The 24,899-nt window shown below is 70.8% G+C and carries 19 protein-coding genes; 7 read left to right on the forward strand and 12 right to left on the reverse strand.

From position 1 onward, the window contains the following. Positions 1 to 150 precede the first annotated feature (150 nt). The 3 genes from ACFY3V_RS32520 to ACFY3V_RS32530 all read right to left on the reverse strand — a co-directional run bounded on the left by ACFY3V_RS32520 (position 151) and on the right by ACFY3V_RS32530 (position 4,931). On the reverse strand, positions 151 to 2,061 hold the full coding sequence (locus ACFY3V_RS32520; protein ID WP_362904084.1) for an ABC transporter ATP-binding protein: 1,911 nt from the start codon (positions 2,059 to 2,061) through the stop codon (positions 151 to 153). 107 nt (positions 2,062 to 2,168) lie between these two features. Then, on the reverse strand, positions 2,169 to 3,902 hold the full coding sequence (locus tag ACFY3V_RS32525) for an ABC transporter ATP-binding protein (protein WP_362904082.1): 1,734 nt from the start codon (positions 3,900 to 3,902) through the stop codon (positions 2,169 to 2,171). A gap of 420 nt (positions 3,903 to 4,322) precedes the next feature. After that, the gene (locus ACFY3V_RS32530; RefSeq protein WP_362904080.1) at positions 4,323 to 4,931 is read right to left on the reverse strand and encodes a helix-turn-helix domain-containing protein; all 609 of its coding nucleotides are present in this window, start codon (positions 4,929 to 4,931) and stop codon (positions 4,323 to 4,325) included. A gap of 518 nt (positions 4,932 to 5,449) precedes the next feature. Here ACFY3V_RS32530 and glyA point away from each other — a divergent pair. From glyA to ACFY3V_RS32545, 3 genes are all read left to right on the forward strand, one after another. After that, complete coding sequence (glyA, locus tag ACFY3V_RS32535) at positions 5,450 to 6,787, forward strand: aminotransferase class I/II-fold pyridoxal phosphate-dependent enzyme (RefSeq protein WP_362904078.1); 1,338 nt, start codon at positions 5,450 to 5,452, stop codon at positions 6,785 to 6,787. A 256-nt stretch (positions 6,788 to 7,043) separates the two neighbouring features. Beyond that, positions 7,044 to 7,400: a DUF3140 domain-containing protein gene (locus tag ACFY3V_RS32540; protein ID WP_350945604.1), complete on the forward strand. Its 357-nt coding sequence runs from the start codon at positions 7,044 to 7,046 to the stop codon at positions 7,398 to 7,400. A gap of 101 nt (positions 7,401 to 7,501) precedes the next feature. Next, complete coding sequence (locus tag ACFY3V_RS32545; protein ID WP_389778795.1) at positions 7,502 to 8,440, forward strand: anti-sigma factor RsbA family regulatory protein; 939 nt, start codon at positions 7,502 to 7,504, stop codon at positions 8,438 to 8,440. Between the two features lie 212 nt (positions 8,441 to 8,652). Here ACFY3V_RS32545 and ACFY3V_RS32550 read toward each other — a convergent pair whose 3' ends face one another. Both ACFY3V_RS32550 and ACFY3V_RS32555 read right to left on the reverse strand, forming a co-directional pair. Then, positions 8,653 to 9,123 carry a MarR family winged helix-turn-helix transcriptional regulator gene (locus ACFY3V_RS32550; RefSeq protein ID WP_389778797.1) on the reverse strand — a complete coding sequence of 157 codons (471 nt, stop codon included), beginning with the start codon at positions 9,121 to 9,123 and terminating at the stop codon, positions 8,653 to 8,655. Between the two features lie 119 nt (positions 9,124 to 9,242). Then, positions 9,243 to 9,698: a hypothetical protein gene (locus tag ACFY3V_RS32555; protein WP_350945601.1), complete on the reverse strand. Its 456-nt coding sequence runs from the start codon at positions 9,696 to 9,698 to the stop codon at positions 9,243 to 9,245. 712 nt (positions 9,699 to 10,410) lie between these two features. Here ACFY3V_RS32555 and ACFY3V_RS32560 point away from each other — a divergent pair. Then, positions 10,411 to 11,304, forward strand: coding sequence for an iron-containing redox enzyme family protein (locus ACFY3V_RS32560; protein WP_389778799.1), 894 nt, complete (start codon positions 10,411 to 10,413; stop codon positions 11,302 to 11,304). A gap of 136 nt (positions 11,305 to 11,440) precedes the next feature. Here the strand turns inward: ACFY3V_RS32560 and ACFY3V_RS32565 are convergent, their stop codons facing one another. The 4 genes from ACFY3V_RS32565 to ACFY3V_RS32580 all read right to left on the reverse strand — a co-directional run bounded on the left by ACFY3V_RS32565 (position 11,441) and on the right by ACFY3V_RS32580 (position 14,855). After that, positions 11,441 to 12,031 (reverse strand): hemerythrin domain-containing protein, encoded by a 591-nt coding sequence (locus ACFY3V_RS32565; RefSeq protein ID WP_362904070.1) that lies wholly within the window; start codon positions 12,029 to 12,031, stop codon positions 11,441 to 11,443. 135 nt (positions 12,032 to 12,166) lie between these two features. Continuing rightward, entirely contained in the window at positions 12,167 to 12,601 is a 435-nt protein-coding gene (locus ACFY3V_RS32570) for a hypothetical protein (protein WP_389778802.1), read from the reverse strand. A gap of 166 nt (positions 12,602 to 12,767) precedes the next feature. After that, complete coding sequence (locus ACFY3V_RS32575; protein WP_362904066.1) at positions 12,768 to 13,346, reverse strand: sigma-70 family RNA polymerase sigma factor; 579 nt, start codon at positions 13,344 to 13,346, stop codon at positions 12,768 to 12,770. A gap of 66 nt (positions 13,347 to 13,412) precedes the next feature. Then, positions 13,413 to 14,855: a S8 family serine peptidase gene (locus tag ACFY3V_RS32580; RefSeq protein WP_389778804.1), complete on the reverse strand. Its 1,443-nt coding sequence runs from the start codon at positions 14,853 to 14,855 to the stop codon at positions 13,413 to 13,415. Between the two features lie 232 nt (positions 14,856 to 15,087). Here ACFY3V_RS32580 and ACFY3V_RS32585 point away from each other — a divergent pair, with 232 nt between their 5' ends. Beyond that, complete coding sequence (locus ACFY3V_RS32585; RefSeq protein WP_362904062.1) at positions 15,088 to 17,715, forward strand: CHAT domain-containing tetratricopeptide repeat protein; 2,628 nt, start codon at positions 15,088 to 15,090, stop codon at positions 17,713 to 17,715. A 136-nt stretch (positions 17,716 to 17,851) separates the two neighbouring features. On the opposite strand, the gene ACFY3V_RS32590 is transcribed toward ACFY3V_RS32585, so the two are convergent. Continuing rightward, entirely contained in the window at positions 17,852 to 20,020 is a 2,169-nt protein-coding gene (locus ACFY3V_RS32590) for a LuxR C-terminal-related transcriptional regulator (protein WP_389778807.1), read from the reverse strand. A gap of 163 nt (positions 20,021 to 20,183) precedes the next feature. Between ACFY3V_RS32590 and ACFY3V_RS32595 the strand changes: the two genes are divergently transcribed. Beyond that, positions 20,184 to 21,242, forward strand: a complete 1,059-nt coding sequence (locus ACFY3V_RS32595; protein WP_389778809.1) for a M12 family metallopeptidase — start codon at positions 20,184 to 20,186, stop codon at positions 21,240 to 21,242. A gap of 102 nt (positions 21,243 to 21,344) precedes the next feature. On the opposite strand, the gene ACFY3V_RS32600 is transcribed toward ACFY3V_RS32595, so the two are convergent. Together ACFY3V_RS32600 and ACFY3V_RS32605 are read right to left on the reverse strand one after the other, a co-directional pair. Further along, positions 21,345 to 22,220: an SRPBCC domain-containing protein gene (locus tag ACFY3V_RS32600; protein ID WP_362904056.1), complete on the reverse strand. Its 876-nt coding sequence runs from the start codon at positions 22,218 to 22,220 to the stop codon at positions 21,345 to 21,347. Then, a complete protein-coding gene (locus ACFY3V_RS32605; protein ID WP_389778812.1) occupies positions 22,213 to 22,770 on the reverse strand; it encodes an ArsR/SmtB family transcription factor in 558 nt (185 codons plus the stop codon). The genes ACFY3V_RS32600 and ACFY3V_RS32605 overlap by 8 nt, the downstream gene beginning before the upstream one ends. An 837-nt stretch (positions 22,771 to 23,607) precedes the next feature. Between ACFY3V_RS32605 and ACFY3V_RS32610 the strand changes: the two genes are divergently transcribed. Continuing rightward, positions 23,608 to 24,807 carry an esterase-like activity of phytase family protein gene (locus ACFY3V_RS32610; RefSeq protein WP_389778814.1) on the forward strand — a complete coding sequence of 400 codons (1,200 nt, stop codon included), beginning with the start codon at positions 23,608 to 23,610 and terminating at the stop codon, positions 24,805 to 24,807. The last annotated feature ends 92 nt before the right edge of the window (positions 24,808 to 24,899 follow it).

The raw sequence follows: 24,899 nt of genomic DNA on the forward strand, positions 1-24,899 counted from the left end.
GGGGCGAGCGGAGTGAGGCGTCGGGATCGACCGCGGCCGGTTCCCGGTTCACCGGCCGCGGTCGGTCTCTCGTCGTGATCACCGCTTTCCCGCTGTGATCATCCGCTCCTCGTGGTCATCGCTCCGGTCGCGGTCGACCTCTCGTCGCGATCATCCTCTTGTCGTGGCCACCGCCTCCCCGGCGGGCTCGTCGCCTTCGAGGACCACGGCACCGCTGAACTGCGCCGAGTACAGGCGGTGGTAGGCGCCCCGCGCGGCGAGCAGCTCGTCGTGGGTGCCCTGCTCGACGATGCGGCCCGCGTCCATCACCAGGATGAGGTCCGCGTCGCGGATGGTGGACAGCCGGTGGGCGATGACGAAGCTGGTGCGGTCCGAACGGAGCGCGGCCATCGCGTGCTGCACCAGGACCTCGGTGCGGGTGTCGACCGAGCTGGTGGCCTCGTCCAGGATGAGCAGCGACGGGTCGGCGAGGAAGGCGCGGGCGATGGTGATCAGCTGCTTCTCCCCGGCGCTGACGTTGCCCCCCTCGTCGTCGATCACGGTGTCGTAGCCGTCGGGCAGGGAACGGACGAACCGGTCGACGAACGTGGCCCGTGCGGCGGCCTGGATCTGCTCCTCGGTGGCGAGCGGATTGCCGTAGGCGATGTTCTCGCGGATGGTCCCGCCGAACAGCCAGGCGTCCTGGAGCACCATGCCGACGTGCGAGCGCAGGTCGTCGCGGCGCATCGCGGTGACGTCCACGCCGTCGAGGGTGATCCGTCCGGAGTTCAACTCGTAGAAGCGCATGACGAGGTTGACCAGGGTGGTCTTGCCCGCGCCGGTCGGACCGACGATCGCGACCGTGTGCCCGGGGTCGGCCACCAGGGACAGATCCTCGATGAGCGGCTGCTCGGGGTCGTAGCTGAAGGACACGTGCTCGAACTCGACGCGGCCCCGCCTGACGGTGGGAGGCACCGGGGCTGCGGGATCCGGTGCCTGCTCCTCGGCGTCGAGCAGCTCGAAGACCCGCTCGGCCGAGGCGACCCCCGACTGCATCAGGTTCGCCATCGAGGCCACCTGGGTCAGCGGCTGGGTGAACTGCCGCGAGTACTGGATGAACGCCTGCACGTCACCCAGGCTCATCGACCCGGTGGCGACCCGCAGGCCGCCGACGACGGCGATGGCGACGTAGTTGAGGTTCCCGATGAACATCGTCATCGGCATGATGATCCCCGACACGAACTGGGCGCCGAAGCCGGCCTTGAACAGCTCCTCGTTCCGCTGCCTGAACACCTCCTCGACCTCGGGACGGCGTCCGAACACCTTCACCAGCTCGTGACCGGTGAACGCCTCCTCGATGTGGGCGTTCAGACTGCCGGTGTGGGCCCACTGCGCGACGAAGTGCTTCTGCGAGCGCTTCGCGATCAGCGCGGTGACGAACATCGTCAGCGGGATGGTGATCAGGGCGATCAGCGCGAGCAGCGGCGAGATCACGAACATCATCGTCAGCACGCCGATCACGGTCAGCAGTGAGACCAGTAGCTGGCTCATCGTCTGCTGCAGGCTCTGGGAGACGTTGTCGATGTCGTTGGTGACCCGGCTGAGCAGCTCGCCGCGCGGCTGGCCGTCGAAGAACCGCAGCGGGAGCCGGTTCAGCTTCTCCTCGACCTCCTCGCGCAGCCGGAACACGGTGCGCTGCACCACGTCGTTGAGCAGGTAACCCTGGAGCCAGCCGAAGGCCGACGCGGCGAGATAGACCCCCAGGACCCACAGCAGGACCGTGCCCAGCGCGCCGAAGTCGATGCCCCGGCCGGGTACGAAGTCCATTCCCGAGAGCAGGCCGGCGAAGTTGTCGTTGCCCGCGGCGCGGGCGGCGGCGATCGCCTGTTCAGGGGTCGTCCCGGCGGGCAGCTGCCTGCCGATCACCCCGGTGAAGATCAGGTCGGTCGCGTGGCCGAGGATCTTCGGTCCGAGGACGTTCAGCACCACGCTGGTCACGGCGAGGGCGATCACGACCAGCAGCTTCGGGCGGTCGGGGGCCAGGCGCCGTAAGAGCCGGCGCGCCGACGGCCCGAAGGTCATCGATTTCTCCGCGGGCATCCCGGCGGCCCCCCCGAAGGGGCCGCGCCCGAAGCCTCCGACGGGCATCGGGGGACGCGGTCGCGTGGTCGTCATGGGCCGGTCGCTGCTCATGCTGCGGCCTCCGAGGCCAGTTGGGATTCGACGATCTCCAGGTACGTGGGGCAGGACTCGATCAGCTCGTCATGAGTCCCCAGGCCGACGACGACACCGTCGTCCAGCACGATGATCTGGTCGGCGTCGGCGATGGTGGAGATCCGCTGGCCGACGATGACGACGGTGGCATCGGCGGTGTGCGGGCGCAGGGCCGCGCGCAGCCGCGCGTCGGTGGCGAGGTCGAGAGCCGAGAACGAGTCGTCGAACAGATAGATCTCGGGCTTGCTGACCAGCGCCCTCGCGATGGCGAGCCGCTGCCGCTGCCCGCCCGACACGTTCGTGCCGCCCTGCGCGATGGGTGCCTCCAGGCCCTCCGGCATCGCCTCGACGAAGTCACGGGCCTGGGCGACCTCCAGCGCCTCCCACAGCTCCGCGTCGCTCGCGTCCGGGTCGCCGTAGCGCAGGTTGCTCGCGACGGTGCCGCTGAACAGGTACGGCTTCTGCGGCACCAGGCCGATGCGCGTCCAGAGCATCTGGGGGTCCAGGTCGCGGATGTCGACGCCGTCGACCGACACCGTGCCGGAGGTGGCGTCGAACAGCCGGGGGATCAGCGAGATCAGCGTCGTCTTGCCGGAGCCCGTACTGCCGATGACGGCGGTGGTCTGTCCCGCGCTCGCGCGGAAGGAGACGCCGGACAGCACCGGTGCCGCCGCGCCCGGATATCGGAACTCGACGTCACGCATCTCCAGCTCGGCGCGCCCGCTCACCTGCCGTACGGGGTCGTCGGGCGGTGTCACCGACGAGTCGGTGTCGAGCACCTCGACGATGCGCTCGGCGCAGACCGCGGCGCGCGGGATCATCATCGAGATGAAGGTGGCCATCATCATCGACATGAGAATCTGCATCAGGTACATGAGGAACGCGGTGAGGGCGCCGACCTGCATCTCCCCGCTGTCCACCCGCGCGGCGCCGAACCAGAGGACCGCGATGCTGGAGATGTTGAGGATCAGCATGATGGTGGGGAAGATGAGCGCGGTCAGCCGCCCGACGCGCAGCGACGTCTCGGTCAGCGCGGTGTTGGCGTCGGCGAACCTGCGGGTCTCCTCGCGCTCACGAACGAAGGCGCGCACCACGCGGATGCCGGTGAGCTGCTCGCGCAGCACCCGGTTGACCTGGTCGATGCGATCCTGCATCGCGCGGAACTGGGGGACCATGCGGACGCTGATCAGGCCGATCGACACCAGCATCGCGGGGACGCAGACCAGCATGAGCCAGGACAGGCCGAGGTCCTGACGCAGGGCCATGACGATGCCGCCGACGCCCATGATCGGCGCGGCGATCAGCATCGTGCAGGTCATCACGACGAGCATCTGGACCTGCTGCACGTCGTTGGTACCGCGGGTGATCAGCGAGGGGGCTCCGAACTTGGAGACCTCCCTCGCCGAGAACCCCCCCACCCGGTGGAAGACGGCCGCGCGCACGTCACGCCCGAATCCCGTGGCCGTGAGGGAGCCGTAGTAGACCGCCGCGATCGAGCAGGCGATCTGCACGAGGGAGACGAGCAGCATCCAGCCCCCGGCGGACAGGATGTAGCCGGTGTCGCCGGTGGCGACGCCCCGGTCGATGATGTCGGCGTTCAGGCTGGGCAGGTACAGCAAGGCGATGGTGCCGACGAGTTGCAGCACCACCACGGCTGTCAGCGCCCACGAGTAGGGGCGCAGGTATGTGCGGAGCAGCCGGGTCAGCATGAGGGCTCCTCGCGTGGGGTGGCCGGGCGAGGAGCGTCGTGCCGGGGATCCGGCCGTCGTCGGCCGGTCGCGCTCGTCGCCCCGGTAACCGGGATCATGAGGGATCTCCTTCAGGGGAATGGTGGGAATCAGCCTGCGAGGTGAAGCTCGGTTGAGGTCAAGCCGAGGAGGATGTCGAGGCAGGAGGAAAGGGTCGAGGTAGGACGGAAGGACGGGAGGTCGCGTTCCCGGCTCGTCGGGGCCGCCAGGGCCGGTACCGCCGAGGTCGGGGCGGTTGGGGGCGGGTGCCGGGAGCGTCGGAGTGCCGGGGGCGCCGTGGGCAGGGTCGGGGAAGCGGCTCCGGTGGGTGGGCGGGAGGTCGGGAAGAGGTTCGGGAGGGGGCGGGAGGTCAGGGAAGCGGTTCCGGGGGAAGGCGGGAGGTCAGGGAAGCGGTTCTGGGGGAGCGGCTGTGAGGCGTACTCCGTCGAGCAGCATGGAGACGACCTCCGAGGCGGCCAGCGGATCGCTCTCGACGAGCCGGGGATGGGTGCACGCGATGACCAGCAACTGCAGTCGGCGGGCGGCCTCGCCCGGTTCGCAGCGCAGCCGTTCCCTGGCGGGTTCGATCAGGCCGGTGAGCGCCTCCCTGATCAGGGCGCTCTCCTCGGAGAGATCTCGGTGTTCGTGACCGGCCTCGATGGCCTTCATCCCTATCGCGTCCACCAGGCGGAAGATTCGCGCGGTGCGCCGCTGCAGGATCTCGACCGCCTCGACGAGCCGAACGTCCAGGGGGGCCGTACGGTCGATCGTCTTCAGCTCGCCCAGTAGCGAGGAGGAGTCGAAGGCGCTCGCGATCGCCACGCTCACGAGCTCGTCCTTGGTGGCGAAGACCCGGAAGATCGTTCCCTCCGCCACCCCCGCCGCCTGCGCGATCCGCCGGGTGCTCACGTCCGGCCCCTCGGCGAGCACGAGCGACAGGGTGGAGGCGATGAGAGCCGCGCGCCGCTCGTCGGGGGGGAGGGGGGTGGCACGCTGGGAGGTCGATGTCACGTCGGCATCCTAGCGAATGAATGAGTGAGTCGCTCACTCATTTAAAGCGGTCCGGCTGTGAGGCCCCGGCACGACTCGCTCCAGGTGGTCCGGCCGTGAGGTGTCGGCTTGTGCGTTCGGGGTGGCGGGGCTTCGGTGTGGCTCGTTCGAGGTGGTCCGGCTGTGAGGTGTCGGCGTGTGCTCGTTCGGGGTGGTGGGGTTTCGGCGTGGCTCGTTCGGGGTGGCGGGGTGTCGGTGCGACGTGCGGAAGGTGCGGTGGGGGCTTCGGTGCGGTGCGGACGCCGGGGCCTGTGGGGGTGCCGGTTCGGGGATGCGGAAGGTGTGAAGTGGGGCCCGTGTGAAAGAAGTGATCTTTTCTGCAGAAGTTGGCCGTATTTTTCCGGCAAATGTAGGAAAAAGCAGCTAGAAAGCCCGTCTTTCACCCGATGCGCTGGTCGTCGCCTGCGTTCTAACGTCGTCTGGCAGACATCCTGACATCCCCGCGACAGCCGTCTGCCTGTCGGCCAGGAGAACACCCGATGCCCCGTGCCCTCGCCCACCGCCCGTGGGTGCCCGCCACCACCGAGGATCGCGTCCAGTCCGTCCTGAAGGCCGTGACGGACCAGACGGCGTCCTCGGTCCAGAGTGAGATCGAGCGGCTGGTGGCCGAGAACCACCGCATCCACGACGTGGAGTCGATCAACCTCAACCCGGCGACGAACATCATGAACCCGAGGGCCGAGGCCCTGCTCTCGGCCAACCTCGGGTCGCGGGCGTCGCTGGGGTACCCGGGCGACAAGTACGAGATGGGCCTGGAGGCGATCGAACAGATCGAGATCGTCGCCGCCGAGCTGGCCGCGGAGGTCTTCGGCGCGGGCTACGCCGAGGTGCGCGTCGGCTCCGGAGCACTCGCGAACCTCTACACGTTCATGGCCGTCTGCGAACCCGGCGACACGATCATCGCCCCGCCGGCGAGCATCGGCGGTCACGTCACCCACCACCAGCCCGGCGCGGCCGGCCTGTACGGGCTGAAGACCGTTCCCGCCCCCGTCACGTCCGACGGCTACACGGTGGACGTCGACGCCCTGCGCGAGCTCGCCGTACGGGTACGGCCGAAGCTGATCACCATCGGCGGCAGCCTCAACCTGTTCCACCACCCCGTGGCGCGCATCCGCGAGATCGCCGACTCGGTCGGTGCCCGCGTGCTCTTCGACGCCGCCCACCTGTGCGGGATGATCGCGGGAAAGACCTGGCCGCAGCCGCTCGAAGAGGGCGCCCACCTGATCACCATGAGCACGTACAAGAGCCTGGGCGGTCCCGCGGGCGGGCTCATCGTGACCGACGACGCCGAGCTGGCCCAGCGGCTCGACGCGATCGCCTACCCCGGGCTCACCGCGAACTTCGACGCGGGAAAGACCGCGGCGCTCGCCATGACGATGCTCGACTGGAAGGCCGCGGGCCCCGCCTACGCGCAGGCGATGGTCGCGACCGCGCGAAGGCTCGCCGACGAACTGATCGCCCTCGGGGTCCCGGTCTTCGCCGCCGAGCGCGGGTGCACCCGTTCCCACCAGTTCGCCGTCCTCGCCCACCGCTACGGCGGTGGTCAGCGGGCCGCCCGGCGGCTGCGCGAGGCGAACCTCCTCGCCTGCGGCATCGGCCTGCCGTTGGAAGCGGTCGAGGGGGACGTGAACGGCCTGCGCATCGGTACGCCGGAGATCGTCAGGCTCGGGATGACCGAGGCGGACATGCCGGAGCTGGCGTCGTTCATCGCCCGGGGCCTGGACGAGAACGTCGACCCGGGAACCGTGGCGCCGGAGGTCACCCAGTGGCGGAGCCGCTTCTCGGGAGTGCGCTTCACGGTGGACGACCCCGCCTGAGGAGGGCTTGACCGGCCGTCCGGGGCCTTTCCGTAACGGCCGGGAACACCGCCGTCCGGGAGGCTCGGCTCACTTGATCATCAAGGCTCTTTTCCCGCCCGTACCCCGGCCCGCGTGTTAACGGGACGGAAGCCGGGGTAGGGCGGGCCGTGCGCCCGTCACCGCGCGCCTCCCCCCGTGGGAGGTCCGATCCGCGCCGGTGGCCGGTTCGTGTCCGGGGCGTGGCCTTACCGGCCCGGCATGAGAGGAGAGCACGGTGGCCGAAGAGTCGGATCTGATCCTCGACCTGGTGTGGCAGGAGTTCCACGAGGTCGTGAACATGACATCGGAGGAGCTGAGGGCCTTCCTGCTCGCGTCGGCCTCGGCCTCACAGGACGCGGCCGCCGTGAGCCCCGAGGCGGCCATGCCGCCGCTCGGGCGCCAGGTGCTCCAGGTTCTCGGCAAGCGGAAGGCTGACCTGACCACCGACGACATCGAGACGATGCGCAAGGCCGTCGACCGCGTCGAGGACACGCTGGCCGAGGGTACGGTCGACGAGGACGACGACGACCGGCGACGGGCGCTGCTGGAGGTGGGCCACAACCCGCTCAGACCGTCACGACTGGGAGGCTGACGCATCGGCAGGAAGCCGGAGGCTGGCAGGGCGGGAGGAAGCCGGAGGCTGACAAAGCAACAGGAAGCCTCCGAACCCTCCTTGATCGAAATGGAGACGCCGTGAACGCGCCGACGACCGCAAGGGTGGAGCTGTTCGCCCATCCGGCACTCTTCTACCGGGGCTTCCGGCAGTATCTGGACGGTACGGTGCCCTTCGTCCGCGAGGGCGTCGAGGCCGGAGAGCCGGTCGCGGTCGCCGTGCCGGGACAGAACCTGAAACTCATCCGGGCGGAGCTGGGCGAGGCGGCCGACGAGGTGCACTTCCTCGACATGGAGGAGGTCGGCCGTAACCCCGGGCGCATCATCCCCGCCGTCCTCTGGGCCTTCGCCGACCTCCACCCGGGCCGCCGGGTCCGCATCGTCGGCGAACCGGTCTGGCCGGACCGGCCGCGGACGGAGCACGACGCGTGCCTGTTGCACGAGGCGCTGATCAACCTCGCCTTCTCGGGGCGGGACGCCGTCATCCTGTGCCCGTACGACCTGGACGGGCTGGACGCCGAGATCATCGAGCTCGCCGAGGCGGCCCATCCCGTTCTCGTGGACGGCTCGGGACCGCGTACCAGCACCGGTTACGCGCCGGAACGCGTCATCCGCAAGTGCGGCGGGCCGTTGCCGGAACCGGAGGACGCCGACGTTCTCCCCTTCGGCGGCGAGGACCTGTGGCGGGTGCGCGCCTTCGCCGTCCGGTACGCCGAGCGGGCGGGCCTGTCGGGGGTGCGCCTGGAGGATCTGCGGCTGATCGCCAGTGAGCTGGCCGCCAACAGCATCGAACACGGGGGCGGCTCCGGGATCCTGCGGATCTGGACGGAAGACCGCCGGATCGTCCTCGACGTCAGCGACGCGGGCCACATCGTCGACCCCCTCGCGGGACGCCGCCCGGCCGACTCCCGGCAGCGGGGCTCGCGGGGACTGCTCGTGACCAACCTCCTCGGAGACCTGGTCCGCGTGCACACAGGGGAGGGCGGGACCACCGTCCGCGTCTGTTTCGACACCCCCTGAGCCGTCTGTTTCGACAACCCGTGAGCCGGTGTCCGCGCCTGTTCCGACGTCCCCTGAATCGGCATCCGCGCCCGTTATGGCATGCCTTGAACCGATGTCCGCGCGTATCCGGCATCTCGAAACCGCCGTCCGCGAGCAGTCGCCTCCCTGGAACCGGCCGGAACCGGCCTCGCGCGGTCCCGCTGCCCGTCGCCCGTCGCTCCCGTGAACGTTCAGTGGCCGCCGAACCAGCCGGGGACGTCGAGGCGGAAGACCTCCTCCGGGGTCACGGCGCGCAGGTCGGACTCCAGGGCACGCAGCCGATCCTCGCCGAGAGTCCTCGCCCAGCTCGCGCGCAGGTCCTCGAAGATGCGCGCCGACCGGACGAGGCTGTCGACGCCCCGCTCTGTGAGCCGTACGATCTTGCGGCGGGCGTCGCCGGGGTCGGAGCCGCGCTCGACGTAACCCAGTTGCTCCAGGGTGTCGACCGTCTTGCCCGCCGCCTGCTTGGAGACGCCGAGCCGTCGGCCGAGTTCCACCGCGGTGGTGCCCTCGGGGCCGATCGCCTGCAGAACGAAGCCGTGCATCGGCCGCATGTCGGGATGCCCCTGGCGGGCGAGCTCCGCGTGGAGTTCGTCGATGAGCACCCGGAAGCCGAGAAAGAGCCGGAGCGGGAGCTCGAAGCCCGGAGGGTCGGCCGCCACGTTCGCCTCCTGGCCTCGACGTTTCGACAATGGTGTTGTCGAGCTTAGGGACTGCCGCCGTACCTTGTCATCCTCGGCTCATCCGCAGCGCGCTCACCTGCGGTGCGGCGGGAGGGCTTTCACGGTGCGCGTCCGTCGGGGCGGCGCCGGTCCTGGAGCCACTTGTCGGTCTGGCGGGTCGCGTTGGGCGCGCTGGGAGTGCCGGGAGAGCGTCGGGTGGCACGGGTCTCGGTCACGGTGAAGTCGGACACCACGTGCCGGTTGTGCATCAGGAAGCCGACGACGCCCGCGATCGCCTGCACGCTGTCGCTCGCGCGGGCACGTCCCGTCAGGAGGTAGACCAGCGGGGTGGACGGCTGGTCGAGGGCGAAATGACGATCGTGATGATGCGCGTCCTGGAGCGTTTTGATCGGGAGCGGCCGTGAGGTGGTGAACCACGCGGCGACCTCCCAGAAGGGGTGCGAGGTGTCGGGATCGATGGACTCCTCGTAGCAGGTCGTGCAACCCCGGCGAGCGTCCTGCCCGTGGGGGCACGCCCAGGCGGCGAGGTCATGCGGCATGCTGCGCTCGGACATGAGCCGACCGTACCTTCCCGTACCGAGAGACCGACGCTTCCACCGTTCCCACGCGCCGGAACACCATGTTCTCACCGGCGTTTTCACCGGTTCTCGGTGAGGATCATCACTTCTTCTCCGCCGCCGGAAACGGCCGAAGACGCCGCACCGTCCTCAGGGCAGGGCTTCGCACCCGGAGACGCGCGAGGAGGCCCTCGCCGTGGGGCACCGCCCTCACGGGCAGGGCTTCGCACGCAACATCGTGGAACATCCCGGCCGCCTCCGCCGACCGGTACGGAACCGGTGGCTCCACCGGTCGCCGCCCGCTCGATCCGCTGCTCGTCCTCGGTGGACCTCCTGGCGGCAGGAGTACCTCAGGGCTACGGAATAGCTGAGTATTTCGCTGTTTCCGCAGCTCATCGAGGGGAAAGAATGATCTTGGCGGCGTTTCGCCGGTTCCGGGTCGGGCAGCGGATCGCTCTGGGTATCGAACGGGGGACGCATGGCGCGTGAGTTCGACGCGTCCGCTCACTACGGGCGGCGCATCGCCGACGTCCACGACGACGGCATCGCGGTGAAGGATCAACTCCCCGGCAGGGCTCCGGCGCTGCCCGCCGTGCGGGGCCCGATCACCTCCATGCTCTTCGAGAGGCTGGTACGACCACCACACCGCTTCGGCCTCCTCTCGCTCCCACTCCTGTCGTTCCCCGCCCGGTTCGCGGGCCCCGTCCTCATGGACGAGGACGTGCAACTGGCGCTCTTCGTCTGTTACGAGCTGCACTACCGGGGCTTCGCGGGGGTGGACGACCGGTGGGAGTGGAGCCCTTCCCTCCTGGAGGTGCGGGAGATCCTGGAGGCGCGGTTAGAGGAAGGACTGGCGCGGGCGATACCGTACCCACCCGCCTCGCGGCCCGAGCAGACCCGCCAGGCCCTCGCCGAACTCGTGGGCACGGCCGTCGACGGGCCCGACCTCGCGGGGTTCCTCCAGGGGCAGGCCGACCTGGAGCAGTTCCGCGAGTTCGTCGCGCACCGGTCGATCCACCACCTCAGGGAGGCCGACCCGCACACTTGGGCGATCCCCGGGCTGGACGGCCGCCCCAAGGCGGCGCTGCCGGCGATCCAGGCGGACGAGTACGGCGGGGGGAGCGCGAGGCGGACGCGCTCGGAGCTGTTTCGGGTCACCATGCGCGGCCTGGGCCTGGACGACTCCTACGGCGCCTACCTCGACCGGGTCCCGGCGATCACGCTGGCGATCTCCAACACCACGTCACTGTTCGGTCTGCACCGACGTCATCTCGGGGCGCTGCTCGGTCACCTGGCGGCGTTCGAGACGATCTCCTCGATCTCCAACCGTCGTTACTCCACGGGACTGGGCAGGCTGGGCGGCGACGAGGCCGCGAGGCGTTTCTACGACGAGCACGCACGCGCCGACGCCGTCCACGAGCAGGCCGCCGCGCACGACATGTGCGGCGAGTTCGTGACGCGGCACCCCACCCGGGTCGGTGACGTCCTGTACGGAGCGGCCTGCGCCCTCACCCTGGACCGGCTCTTCGCCGAGCACGTCATGAGCCGCTGGCGTCGCGGCGCCTCGTCGCTGCGAGAGGCCGGCGCGGCGGCGAAGTTGTGAGCGCTCCTGTCGCGAGAGGTGGGTGTGGCGCCGAGGTCGTGACCACTCCCGCCGTGAGAGGCGGGTGCCGCGCCGAGGACGTGAGCGCTCCTGTCGCGAAAGGCGGGCGCGGCACCGAGGTCGTGACCGCCCCTGCTCAGCCGCCCGAGCCGCGCATGGCCTGGCGGATCACGTCGCGGGTCCGGTCCACGATCGCGAGAGGCGGCCCGAACAGCAGGTTCATCATCATCGACTCCGTACCGGGGTGCGGATGGGTCGGTGCCAGAGCCTCGGCCGCCTTCACCCCGGCCGCCATGGCCCGGCGCTCGGCCACGCTCGTGCGGGCGCGCAGCTGGGCGAACTCGTGGCTCTCCTCGGCGTGGGCGTGGGCGAGCACCGCCGCACGCAACACCTGGAGACGCGCGGAGAACTCGGGGTGCCCGGGACCCAGCTCCTCCAGGTCGACGAGTAACTGCTTCGCCTCCCTCTCCTCCGCGAGACGCTCGTCGACCACCTCGCCCCCGTCCTTGATCTTGAGACGCGCGTAGGGGTGCACGATCTCCTCTTCGGCGGTCTCGTGCACGGCGAGCATCCGTACGAGACGCCGGAAGGCATCGGCCCGCCGCGCCCCGGTGGGGGCCTCCTCGACCTCGTCGAACAGATTTCTGATCATCGCGTGCTGGCGCACCAGCAGGTCCACGACATCGTTCTCGCTCATCAGCTCGGGCATGGTCCGGCGGTCGTTCATGGGTCCCCCTTCGACTACCAGGTCGATTACCCGCACCCGGGCACCGAAACCCGGGGGACCGGCACCGCGAAGGCGGCGGCACGCGCAGGCGTACGCGGGGAACCTCGCCTCGCCACCCGGCGGGGTGAGCCGCCGTCAGACGGTGATCCACTCGGTGACGACCGTCGCGTCGCCGAGACGGCAGCGGAGGCTGAACGGCCCGGCGGGAACGTCGTTGTAGATGAACCTGCCCAGGTCGTCGGCCGTCAGCGTGACCGGACGACCTCCGAGGACCTCGACCTCAAGGGGACGCGGCGGCATCAGCTGGCCCACCACCCGGCCGCCGGCGGCGGTCACGGTGATCTCCAGGTCGACGGTGAGCCCCACGCCCTGGAAGGTGAGCATGCGCGGCTGCCGCTCCCCCCGCACCCGCGAGGATCCGCTCAGGGAGTCGAAGACCAGCTCGGCTAGCTCGGCGTCGAGCGTGCGCAGCGTGTACGCCTCGACCGCGATCTGCAGGAGCTGTGAGGGAACGGGGTCGAACAGCTCGATGGCTCGGCGCAGCTCCGCCTCCAGCTCGTCGTCACTCATCGGAAACCCCGTCCGCCCGGGAGGTCCACCCGGAAACCTCGCCTGCCGAGGAGGTCCACTCGGAAGGCACACCTGACAAGGTCCGCTCGGAAGGCACGCCCGAAGAGATTCCCCCGGAAAGCACACCTGAGGAGGTCCACGCGGACATCCCGTCCGCTCGGGAGGTTCACTGGAAACCCCTCCTGCCCAGAAGGACGCGCAGCCGTCGCAGGCAGCGCTGCCTGATCGGCCCGACGCTCCCGACGGCGATGCCGAGCGTCGCCGACACCTCCTGGTAGCTGAACGGCGGAGAGGCCGTGAGCAGCCGCAGCAACCGCTGGCAGCTCTCACCGAGCTCCTGGAAGGCCTGCCAGGCCGCCCGTGCCCGCTCCCGCTCCCGGGCGGCGTCCTCGGAGTCGATCAGCGCCTGCTCCGGCGTACGGTCGTCGGCGACGCGATCGAACATCTCCCGGTCGTCGCTCGGGGAGACCCGCCGGGCGGCCCTGATCACCTTGACGCACTCGTTGCGCGCCGTGCTGGCCAGCCACGCGCCGACCTTGTCCGGTTCGCGGATCCGGGTGAGATTCTGGGCGAGCCGGAACCAGGTCGTCTGGTAGACCTCCTGCGCGTCCGCGTCCCTCAGCCCGTGAGCGCGCACGACGGACCACACGAGCGGGCTGAGGCCCTCCACCAGGGATTTCCACGCGGCGGCGTCGTCTGAGTCCACCGCGGCGCGGAAGAGGATGCCGATCGAGTCTCGATCCACGGTGACGTCCCCTTGCTTTCTGGACTGTCATCGTACGTCGCAGGACCGATCCGCCCGCACTGGTTTTCAGGGCGTGGCCGGGACACTTTGTACGCTCCGTGGCGTCCAGGTGGCGGGGATGAGGGCCGGGGTGGTGATGCCGGACAGCCTGCCGACGGGGATTTCCTGCAGAAGCCTTCCCGCGGCCTCCCGGGAGCCGACCCCCGGGTTCCGCGCCATGTAATTGGCGATCATTGCGACCACGAGGGGAGCGGAGAAGGAGGTGCCGCTCCACTCCGCCAGGCCGTCGAACTCGACGCGCTCGCGGATGGCGTTCGGCGACGACGCCATCTTCTCGGTGAGCTCGCCCCGGTGCGGGGGGAACTGGCAGGTGCAGTCGTACAGGTGGCCGTACCTGCAGGCGGGGAAGGTGGAGTGCTGGTAGTCGTACGCCGCGGGAGTGGGGTCCACCGCGGTGAAGGCGCTCACCAGACGCTCACCGGGCGCGTACGTCGTCACCCACGGCCCGTGGTTGCTGAAGCAGGCGCGGGCCGTGCCGTCCTTCCTCAGGGCGCCCACCGACACGACGGCACCCGCGTAGTCGGGGTGGTCGGCGTAGGCGGCGGGCCAGAACCTCACTTCGTTGCCGTTGTTGCCCGCGGCCGCCACGAGCAGCGTCTCGGGGTGACCCATCAGCGCGTCCATGAAGCGTTCGAGCCCGAGGAGCGCTTCCGCCCCGGTGCTCGGCGTCCCCGCCGACAGGTTGACGATGTCGGGCCACCTCTCCTCGGGCAGCATCCCCCCGAGCAGCTTGTCACCCAGCTCCTTCTCGCTGATCGCGCCCGCGTTGACGAGCGTCGCGTGCACCGTGACGTCGGTGTTGGGTGCGACGGCGCTGACCAGCCCGGCGATGAAGGTGCCGTGCCCGACGTACTGCTTGAGGATGCCCTCGTCGTCGAGCTCGATCTCCTTGCCCTCGCCCACGACGCGGTGCATCCACGGGTGCGAGCGGTAGTTCTCCACCAGCCCGGTGTCGACCACCAGGACCGACACCGGCGCGCCCCCCTCGCCGGCGAGTTCGGCCACCGCCGGGTTGGGCGACTCGCACCGGGAGATCGGCACCGGCTCGTCGCCGGGGCAGCAGTTCACCGCGATGGAGACGATGTGGTTCCTGGACACCATGGGGCGCCTGTTCTCGCGCTCCAGGTCCTCGACGGCCCTCAGCGCGTCCGACACGTCCCGGTCGGCGAAGCGCTCACTCCTGTCGGGCTCCCCGACCCGGATCCTGAGCACGCCGCCGGGACTCTCCTCCCGCTCCACCCGCACGCCCGCGTCCCGGTCGCCGCGATCCCTGGCGAACGCTCTCCTCACCGTCGAGGCGACCTCGTCGGCGTCCTCCACGCGGGCGAGGACGTAGCCCTTCTCGTAGAGGAACATGGGCTGTGACCCCTCGAAACCCGCCGCGAGCACCACCTCTCCCATGGCGTCCTGGATCTGGTCGAACTGTTCCTGGAACCTGTCTGGTGCCATACTCGCCATCCTGTTTCGCAGATGTCCTGACGTCGCCATGGGTTAAGAGCCACCGGATGCCTCACTGATACACCTTCCGAGCGATCGGCTCGATACGAACCGGGGGAGTCACCCGGCACGGACGAGCGAATTGCCCGGTAAGGAGAGGGGAGTCCGGAGCTGGACGGGGGGTGTTCTCGGGGAGGGCTCCGCGGCATGGACGCCCTGAACACACCACGTCTAACATCGATCCGTGACCGGGGGAAGCTCGCGGATCCCGCGGCCCGCGGGAGACCCTCTCGATCTGCTGCCCCTGGTGTTCGCCCGCCCGGCGGACGCGCTGGCCGGAGCGCGGGCCGTGCTCTCCGACTCCCCCTCCCCGCACGACGCCTCCGTCGCCCACCAGGTGATCGGCATCTGGCAACGCGACTTCGGCGACCTCACGGCGGCGATCGGCCACCTGAGGAAGGCCCGCGCCCTCGCCGCCAGGTCGGGCTCCGCCAACCGCGAGGCGGACGTGCTCGCCACCCTGGGAGCCGCCCTCATCCACGCGGGCCGCACCCGGCAGGGGCTGGCGGCGCTGGAGACGGCCGTCGAGAGGGGCAGCGGGATCACCGGCGCCCGCGTGCTTTTTCGCCGGGGCTACGTCTGGTGGGTGCTCGGCGGGCACCGCGAGGCGCTCGACGACCTGCGCAGGGCCATTCCCGCCCTGCGCAGGGCACAGGACACGATCTGGACCGCGCGGGCGCTCACGCTCAGGGCGACCGTCCACCTCGCGATGGGATCCGTCGAGCGGGCCGAGGCCGACTTCGTCGCCGCCGAGCGGTTGTGGGAGACCACCGACCAGGAGCACGACAAGGCCGACGCGGTGGAGAGCCGGGGGCTGGCGGCGTTCAGGTCCGGCGACCTGCCGGCGGCGCTGCGTCTCTTCGACGAGGCCGCGCGCCGCTACGAGGCCCTCGGCACGCCGATGTTCGTCCTGCACATCCGCCGGTGCGGGGTGCTGCTGGCGGCGGGGCTCGCCCGCGAGGCGCTGGAGGAGGCCGACACCGCCACCGAAGAGCTGAACCGGATGGGAGGCCAGACGACCCGCAGCGCCGAACTCCTCCTCATCGCCGCGCGGGCCGCGATCGCGGCGGGCGAGCCGCACGCGGCGATCGCCCGCGCGAGCGCGGCCATCCGGCTGTTCTCCAGCCAGCGCCGCGACTGGTGGCAGGCCCACGCCAGGCTCGTGCTCGTCCAGGCCAGGTTCGCGGCGGGAAAGGTCTCCGGCCGCTCGGTGCGCGACGCCGCCGAGGTCGCCCTGCGGCTGGCGGAGCTGCGTTCCCCCGAGGCGGTCCAGGCCTCGCTGCTCGCCGGACGCACCGCCCTCGCCCTCGGCTGGGAGGCCGACGCCGAACGGCACCTCGCCGCCGCCGCCAGGACCAGGGCGCGCGGCCCCGCCTTCGCCCGGGTGGACGGCTGGGTGGCCCAGGCGCTCAGAGCCGCCGCGGCGGGACGTACGCGCGGCGTGCTGGACGCCTGCCGCCGAGGGCTCGACCTGCTGGACGAGCACAGGATGACCCTGGGCGCCTCGGAACTGCGGGCGCGGGCGACCGCGCAGGGGGCGGAGCTGGCCGTACTCGCGCAGCGGGCGACCCTCGCGCGGGGCGGCCCCCGCCGCTTCCTCGACTGGAGCGAACGCTGGCGCGCCACCGTGCTCGCGGTCCCGCCCACCCGTCCCCCCGACGATCCCGAGCTGCTGCGCGACGTGACGGCCTTCCGGGAGATCAGCAGCCGGATCGACACGGCGAGGCCGGGCGGCGTGCCGGCCCCCGCGCTGGAACGCGAACAGCGGAGGCTGGAAAAGGAGATCCGCGCCCGGACGCTCCGCACCCGCAGCGCGGGCGGCTTCGACGGGCACCGCTTCGACGCGGGCCCGCTGCTCGACGGGCTCGGCGACGGATGGCTGATCGAGATCGTCGCCGTCGACGGCGAGCTGCACGTCCTGCTCTGCGGCAGGGGCCGGGTGCGCAGGTTCGCCGCGGGGCGGCTCGCCGACGCGGCGATCGACGCCGACCACGCCCGCGCCGGTCTCAGACGGATCGCGTACGGGGGCTCGGAGGACAGGCTGCCCGTCCTCGAAGCGGGCGGACGCCGCCTCCAGGAGTCGCTGCTCGGCCCCGCCGTACGCCACCTCGGGGACGGCCCCGTGGTCGTCGTCCCGCCGGGCAGGCTGCACGGCGTCCCCTGGGCGCTGCTGCCGGCGCTGGGCGAGCGGGTGCTGAGCGTCTCGCCCTCCGCGAACGCCTGGCTCCGCGCCCGGCGGATCGAACCGTCGCCGTCCAGGGAGCGGGTCGTGCTGGTGAGGGGGCCGGGGCTCGCGACGGGCGGCGCCGAGGTCCCGCTGCTGGCCGCGCGCTACGGAGAGGCGACCGTGCTGGAGGAGGGCACCGCGCTCGCCCCCGCCGTACTCGCGGCGCTCGACGGCAGCAGGCTCGCCCACATCGCCGCGCACGGCACCTTCCGCTCCGACAGCCCGATGTTCTCCTCCCTGAGGATGGACGACGGCCCGCTCACCGTGCACGACTTCGAACGGCTGCACAGCGCCCCGTACCGGATCGTCCTGTCCAGCTGCGACTCCGGCAGGCTGCAGCCGGTCGGCGCGAACGAGCTGCTCGGCCTCGCCACGGCGCTGCTGCCGCTGGGCACGGCCGGGATCGTGGCGAGCTCGGTGCCCGTCGACGACGAGGCCGTGGTTCCGCTGATGCTCGCCCTGCACGAAGGGCTGCGGCGCGGCCTGAGCATGGCCGAGGCCCTGCGCGACGCGCGGCTCGCGATGCCCGGCGACGCGCTCAACCGGGCGACCGGCTGGTCCTTCTCCGCCATCGGCGCGGCCTGAAGGCCCCGGCCGGGCGGGCTCCGGACCCTCACCCGACAGGCGCGTCTCGGCGTCCGGTCGCCCGGTCGGGCTTTCACCGGACGGGTACGTCTCGGCGCCCGGTCGGCCGGGTCGCCCGGCGTGCTCGGTCTTCGCGTCAGCCAACGGTGAAGAGCCTTCCCAGGTCGGCGCGGTCGCTGCTGCCGAGCCGCGCGTAGGCGTCGCACAGGTGGTTGGCCACCGTACGGATCGACACGGTGAGCTGCTCGGCGATCTGCCGGTTGGTCAGACCCGCCGCGGCGAGGCTCACGATCTGCCGCTGGCGTGCGGTCAGCTTCGGCAGCGCGAGGTTGACCAGGGCGGAGCTGCGCGCCCCCTGGCACGTTCCCGCCAGTGCGGCGGCCCGGTTCCTGGAGGACTGTGAGGCGCGCCGGTCGTCGTGGACGAGGGCCGCGTGCGCGAACGCCTCCGCCGCGTACAGTGCCAGGCCGAGATCGGCGAGACCCCGCGCCACCTTGTCCAGCGCCTCCCCGTCGCGCCCGGCGAGCGCGCGGGCGTGCCGGGCCAGCAGGGGGGCGAGGTCTCCATCGGCGCGGTCGGCGAGGTCTGCGAGCCGGTCGACGACCAGTTCGGGCGTGCCGAGTCGAGCCACGTCGTGCAGGGCGAACATGTCGTCTTCGAGTGGGTCGTCCCCGGCGGCGCGCAGCGCGGACCGCAGGGCACCGTCGAGGTCTCCCTCGGCGGCGAGCGTCCAGGTCCGTGCCCGCTCGGTGGCGAGCCACATACGTGTCCGCACGTCTCCGCCGATGCCCGTCCGCGCGTCTTCACCCATGCGCGTCCGCAGGTCTTCGCTCGTGCGCGTCCGCGCGTCTTCGCTTGTGCGCCTCCGCGCGTCTCCTCTGGGGGCCGGACCGCGCGACAGGGCCTGCCGCGCCGTCGTCAGGTCGCCGATGTAGGCGGAGGCGTGTGCGAGTTCGGCCAGGCAGGCGCGGTGGTGGGGGGAGCGGCGCAGCCCTTCGCGGCTCCAGGCGATGGCCTCGCGGGTCTCCCCGCGCAGCCGGGCGACGCGGGCCCGCCGCGCGCAGAACTCCGGCATCGCGGGCTCGTCCCAGCCGGTGTCGTCCTCGGCCATCCGCTCGCCGGCGCCCCGGGGGATCCCCGTGAGCCTTCCCGAGTACGCGCGTACGGCGAGTTCCTCGCACTCGGCCTCCAGCGTCGTGGCCGGGGTGGGGAGGAGCCGTCGCGTGCCGGACGGGTCGCCCGCCCCGCGGCGTTCCGCGGCGGCTCGGAGCACCGGGCCGTGCAGCGGGTGGACGAGCCGTATCGAGAGCCGGTCGTCCATGGTGACCAGCCCTCTCGCCCGTAGGCGTTCGAGGACGCCGCAGGTCACTCCGGCGCCGGGTGTGACGAGTTTCAGCGGCCTGCCCGATGCGATGAGCTCAAGCACCTCCCGTTCGTCCCCGCCGACGTCGCGGATGGTCTCCTCCACCAACTCCCTGGCGCGCGCCGTCATCGGAGGAACTCCGCGCCAGGTCCACGTGCCAGACACGTGGCTCAGATCCCCTCCAGCGTGGACGGCGACGACCAGCTCGCGTAGAAGTCGCAGGTCGCCACGGCTCGCCCGGTGCAGGCGCCTGACGGTGAGGGCGTCCACGTAGCCGCCCACCGCACGGGAGAGCAGTTCCCCGCACTCGCTCTCCGTCAGGGGGGCGAGTGTCATGCGCGGCAGGAGGCCCTCCTCCCAGAGCCGGGAGACGTCCCGCGGTACGGGTTCCCCCTCCCTGACCGTGACGAGCAGGCGGGTACGCCCTTTGAGCGCGAGGCGGAGAACGAGCGCGGCCGAGGATTCGTCGAGGAGGTGGGCGTCGTCCACGACGAGCACACGCACCCCGTCCAGCGCCTCGACGGGGTCCGGCGGGCAGAGAAGTCCCGCGAGACGCGGGGAGGGTTTCGTGAGGTGCGGCGCCGCCCTATGAGAGGCGGAGAACTCCGTGAGACGCGAGGGGTGGGAAAGGAGGGACGCGAAGGCGGCGAGCGGGGTGTTCCGGGTGTCGTGCGTTCCGGTGATCCGTACGTGGAGAGGAGCGCGAACGGAGGCGTGGGCGTGAACAGGAGGGTGGACGGGGGCGGCCACAGTGTCGCTCACGGGGTTGCTTATGGGGGCGGTCACAGCCTCGGGGACGGCCTCGGCGGTGAGACGGCTCCTGCCGCTCCCCGCCGCGCCGGTCACGACGACGCCCCGGCGGCCGGCCGCCAGGTTTCGCCGTACGAGATCGAGTTCCTCAGTCCTGGCCGTGAACGGCCAGGGGGACCGTGGGTTTCTCACAGCTGTATGAGCCGGGTTCCCCGTCCGTGATACACGTCGAATTGAGTACCCCCTACTCATGCGCGTCAGGGGTTCCGTCTTCAGTCTCGTGGCATGTGGACACGGTTTCCTTGATCTCCTCCTCACGTCCGGGGGCCGGGGCCTCCACGCCACGGGAACGCCGATGAGGGCGGGCGCCGGCGAGCGCGTCCGGCACTGCTCGCTTCCCGCGTACCCTGCCCCCGCGCCGCCGGAAGGGCTCCACGGGAGGCGACGCGCGGCCCTGCTCTCGGGGCGGCGGGTGTGGCTGAACGGTACGGTCCTGCACTACTGCTTCCTGGACGGGAGACACGACGGCGGGCGTTCCGGCGGCGAGCAGCGTGACGCCGTGCGCCGAGGTTTCCAGGAGTGGAAGGACCTCGGCATCGGGCTGGAGTTCGCCGAGGTCGCCGAACGTAGCGAGGCGGAGCTGCGGATCGGGTTCCGGTGGGACGCCGGATCGTGGTCGGCGGTGGGACGCGAGGCGCTCCGCGTCGGCACCGCCTCCCGCACGACGAACTTCGGCTGGGACCTCACCGGGGCGTCGGGCCGGGGCACCGTGCTGCACCAGATCGGCCACGTCATCGGCATGGTCCACGAGCACCAGAGCCCGTACTCGGGCATCCTGTGGGACGAGGAGGCCGTCTACGAGGACTTCGCGGGACCGCCGAACCTCTGGCCCAGGTCGCGGACGTTCCACAACGTCATCCGCAGGCTCGACGAGAGCGAGGCGAACGGCCCGGTGTGGGATCCGCTGTCCGTGATGGGATACCGGTTCGGCCCGGGGCTCATCCTGGAGCCGCCGTGCTACCGGGCGGGGGTCGCGCCACCGGGCACCGTCTCCGCACTCGACGCCGCGTTCGCCCGCCGCTGGTATCCGCCCCCGGGCGCCGAGCCGCCGCCCGAACTGCCGCCGTTCCGCTCCGCCCCGCTCGGCGCCGGGGCGGGAGAACAGCGCGACTTCACGATCGTCCCCCGCGCGACCCGTGACTACGCCGTCGGTGTCTTCGGCGAGTGCGACACGGTGCTGGTGCTGTTCGAGGAGGTCGGCGGTGACCTGCGCTACCTGGCGGGTGACGATGACGGAGGCCGTCCGCGCAACGCGTCCCTGCGCGTCCACCTGCGCAGGGACCGCCGCTACGTCCTTCGCGTCCGCATCCACTCCTGCTGGGGCCCCGGCCAGGCGGCCGTCATGTGCTGGTGAGCGCCAGGCGAGGAGAGAGCGGAAGCCGCGCGTGCGCGGTCAGCCGTGCTCCATGACACCCTGCCCCCGTGGACCGGTGCCGCAGGAGTCGTGCGCGCGCGGTCAGCCGCTCACCGGCGCCGCTTCCGGGGATTCGGCGCTCGGGGCGAGCCAGATCGAGCGCCAGTCGCTCAGCTCGTGGAAGCGGCGCAGCTCGGCGAGGCCGCTGAGCCAGCCCATCCACCCGGCGTACGGGGGTTTCCTCTCGTTGAAGCTGCTCTGCATGAAGGTGAGGCGCGTCGCGCCGCCCGAGCCCTCCAGCTCCCAGGTGACAAGACCGAGACCCGGCCACTCCAGGGTGAGATTGCGGCCCGGCTCCAGCTCGACGATCTTCGCGGGCTGTCCGTCGGCCTCGAAGCCGCCCATCGCGAACCGCCCGCCGACGTACGGCTCGATGTCGATCCTGTAGCCGAACCACGTGCTGAACTTCTCCGAGTCGACGAGCGAGTCGAACACCGCCTCCGGCGAGTCGTCGACGACGAGCCGCTCCCGCATGACCGGGGAGGTGAAGTCGGTCTTCGGCGTGAGGTCGCGACCCTCCAGGTGGTCGACCAGGTTCGCGATCGACAGGCACCAGAACGTCTGCAGCATCCCCAGGACGCCGCTTTCCGCCAGCGCGGTCTCCCAGTCGAAGTGGGTCTGCGTCAGCGACACGACGGTCGACTCCGCGCTCTCCTCCTCCAGGGTGATCTCGACGGTCGTCTCCTCGCCGCCGAGCAGCCAGGAGAAGCGCAGCGTGTGGTCGTCGACGTGCAGCGGGCGCTGGTGGGGCGCGTCTCCTTCCGGGGTGTGACGCCCCCAGAACTCGTACCGGTGCGGCAGCTCGACCTCGGCGTGCTCGGCCAGCCAGACGCGCAGCTCGCCCGGGTCGGTCAGGGCGTGGTGGACTTCCTTGAGCGGTGCGGCCACCCGCGCGCTCAGCTTCATCGGATCACTCACGGGGTTCTCCCTTGGGGTAGCAGGCGACGGCGAGCTTGAAGGCGTCCCCCTCGGCGCCGCCGTAACGGGTGAAAAGGTCTTGCAGTGTCGTCTGGAGCTCGTTCAGGAACTCCTGACGCCGCTCGGGAAGCACGCGGATCTCGCCGGACACGCCGACGGACGGCAGCTCGGGCGCGGTCCTGTCGAGCGCGCCGATGTCGGCCTGGACCTCCTCCATGAGGTCCAGCAGGTAGCCCAGACCCAGCTCGTTCCCGGTCGGGCGCAGGCCGATCCGGCCGACGAGCCGGGGCGAGAGCCAGTAGGAGCGGGCGCTCGCCTGGTAGACGCCCTCGTGGATGCCGCGCACCCTGCGCTCGGTCACCTGGGTCACCAGACCCGCCTCGACCAGGCGTTTGACGTGGTAGTAGACCCGCTGCGGGGTCTGGTCGAGCAGTGCCGCGACCTCGGTGCACGAGCGCGGCTCGGCGAGCTGCCGCAGCACCTCGATGCGCTGCGGCTTGAGCAGGGCCTCGGCCTGCTCGATCTGTTCCAGGTACAGGACGTCTCTCATGACACAACAAATTTTGTACGTAAAAACAGTTTTTGGCAATAGCTCGCGAGACGTCTTCCGTGAACCGGTGCCGCATCCTCCGCGAACCGGTGCCGTCCTCGCGTGCCGGGTCGCCGAACGGGTCGGCTCGTCCTCGGTGAGCGCGGGACCGTACGGCGCGTCCACCGGCCGATCATCCATCCATCCGCCGGTGGCCAAAGGCCGGCCTCACCCGAAGCACCTCTGTCCTCTCAGGGCAGAGGGTCGAGCTTTTCGGTCCGGCGCTCGCCCAACCCCCGCCCTTCGCCCGGGACCAGGGCGGAAACGCCGACGGAGGAGATCAGCCCTCGGTGCGGTGCGTTCTTTCGCGCGTTGTCGTTATCGGTGGATAAACCCCGGAGTTGGATTTCGTGCACCACCACCCTCTCTCCGTGCCGTGACAGGGCGATCGCCATCCAATTCGGTGTGATTCACGCACCGAGAAGGGCGGAGAAATGGTGTACGCAGCTACCGTACGGGCGCCTTCCGCTCGGTGGACGCCGCCTCGGTCGCGGGGACCGCGGACGCCGGACACCCCGTGAGCGTGCGTGTTCGGGGCGCGAGCGGCCCGTACGTGCGTGTTCGGGATGCGAGCGGCCCGTAGGACGATGTCGCGGACGCCCGGGTCCGCACACTTTGAAATGCCTCGCCCGATCGCCGACTTGGTGACCGAAAATGCATGACAAATGGTTTGTTCTGCCCTGTCATTAAGCGGCCATTGGGCATTGAATCGTTGATTCTCGTGGAAATTTTCCGCCAACCGCGATCTCATATTCCAGCCAGTTCTTTCGGGATCATTTCTGGGAAGAGGAGAGTCATATGGCCAATTCGCGAAGAATCACGGCACTCGCGGCCGCGCTCGCGACGGCGGTCAGCCTCGGGGCCGTCGGCGCGCAGGCGTCGGCGGCGGTCGCGCACCCCTCGACAGTGGCCGCACAGCCCGCTGCGGAGGTCGCCGCTCCGCCGCAGGGGCTCCGGATCACCCGCTTCCTCGGCGAGCAGCGCCTGCCGCACAAGATGCGCTTCCGTGGAACCACCGTCGGCGGCCTTTCCGGTCTCGACCGTGACCCGCGCACCGGCACCTGGTACTTCGTCTCCGACGACCGGGGGCGCTACAACCCGGCGCGCTTCTACACCGGCCGTCTTGACATCCACCCGGTCACCGGAGCGTTCACCCGGGTGAACCTCACCGGGGTCACCACCCTGCGGCGCCCCGGCGGGAGCCCTTACCCGGCCGCCGGCCGGCCCAGGTCCGCAGATCCCGAGGCGATCCGTTACGACCGGTGGAGCCGCAAGCTGCTGTGGGCCAACGAGGGCGACCGGCCCGACGCGGAGAATCCCAACATCCCGGTGACCGATATGTCCGTCCGCTGGAGCGGCGCCGACGGCCGCTACCTCGGGGAGCTGGCGATTCCCCGCAACCTGAAGATGACCTCCACCGAGAACGGCCCCCGGCGCGACCTCGGGTTCGAGGGGCTCACCTTCACCGAGCGGGGCATCGCGGCCATCACGGAGGGGCCGAGGTACGAGGACGGCCCGCTGCCGACCGTCGACAAGGGCGCCACGGCCCGCATCACCGTGTGGGGCCGCGACGGCCGGCCGCGCGGCCAGTACGCCTACCCGATCGACAAGCTCCCGGCGGCACCGGTCCCGGCGAACGGCAAGTCGGACAGCGGGGTCTCGGAGATCCTGGCGATCGACGAGAACCGCTACCTCGCCCTTGAGCGCTCCTGGATCGAGGGTGTCAACTACAAGGCCAAGCTGTACGAGATCGACCTGCGCGGTGCCACGAACGTGCTGACCCGCGACAGCCTGGTCGGCGGACAGCCGTACCGCCCCGTTTCGAAGCGTCTCGTCTCCGACCTCAGCACGGTGCGGCCGCCGGTGCAGAACCTGGAGAGCCTCGCCTGGGGGCCGCGCCTGCGCAACGGCGAGTGCACGCTGGTGATCGGTTCCGACGACAACTTCGACAGCAACGAGGTCACCAAGTTCCTCGCCTTCGCGGCCCGGGGTTGCTGAAAGCGCCACCTTGAAGCCGCCCGGAAAGTGCGGCACTGAAACGGTTCAGCCCGTCGATACCACGTGCGAACGGTGGTGTCGGCGGGCTGAAC

The organism is Streptosporangium sp. NPDC000095 (genome assembly GCF_042899335.1).
Taxonomy (GTDB): domain Bacteria; phylum Actinomycetota; class Actinomycetes; order Streptosporangiales; family Streptosporangiaceae; genus Streptosporangium.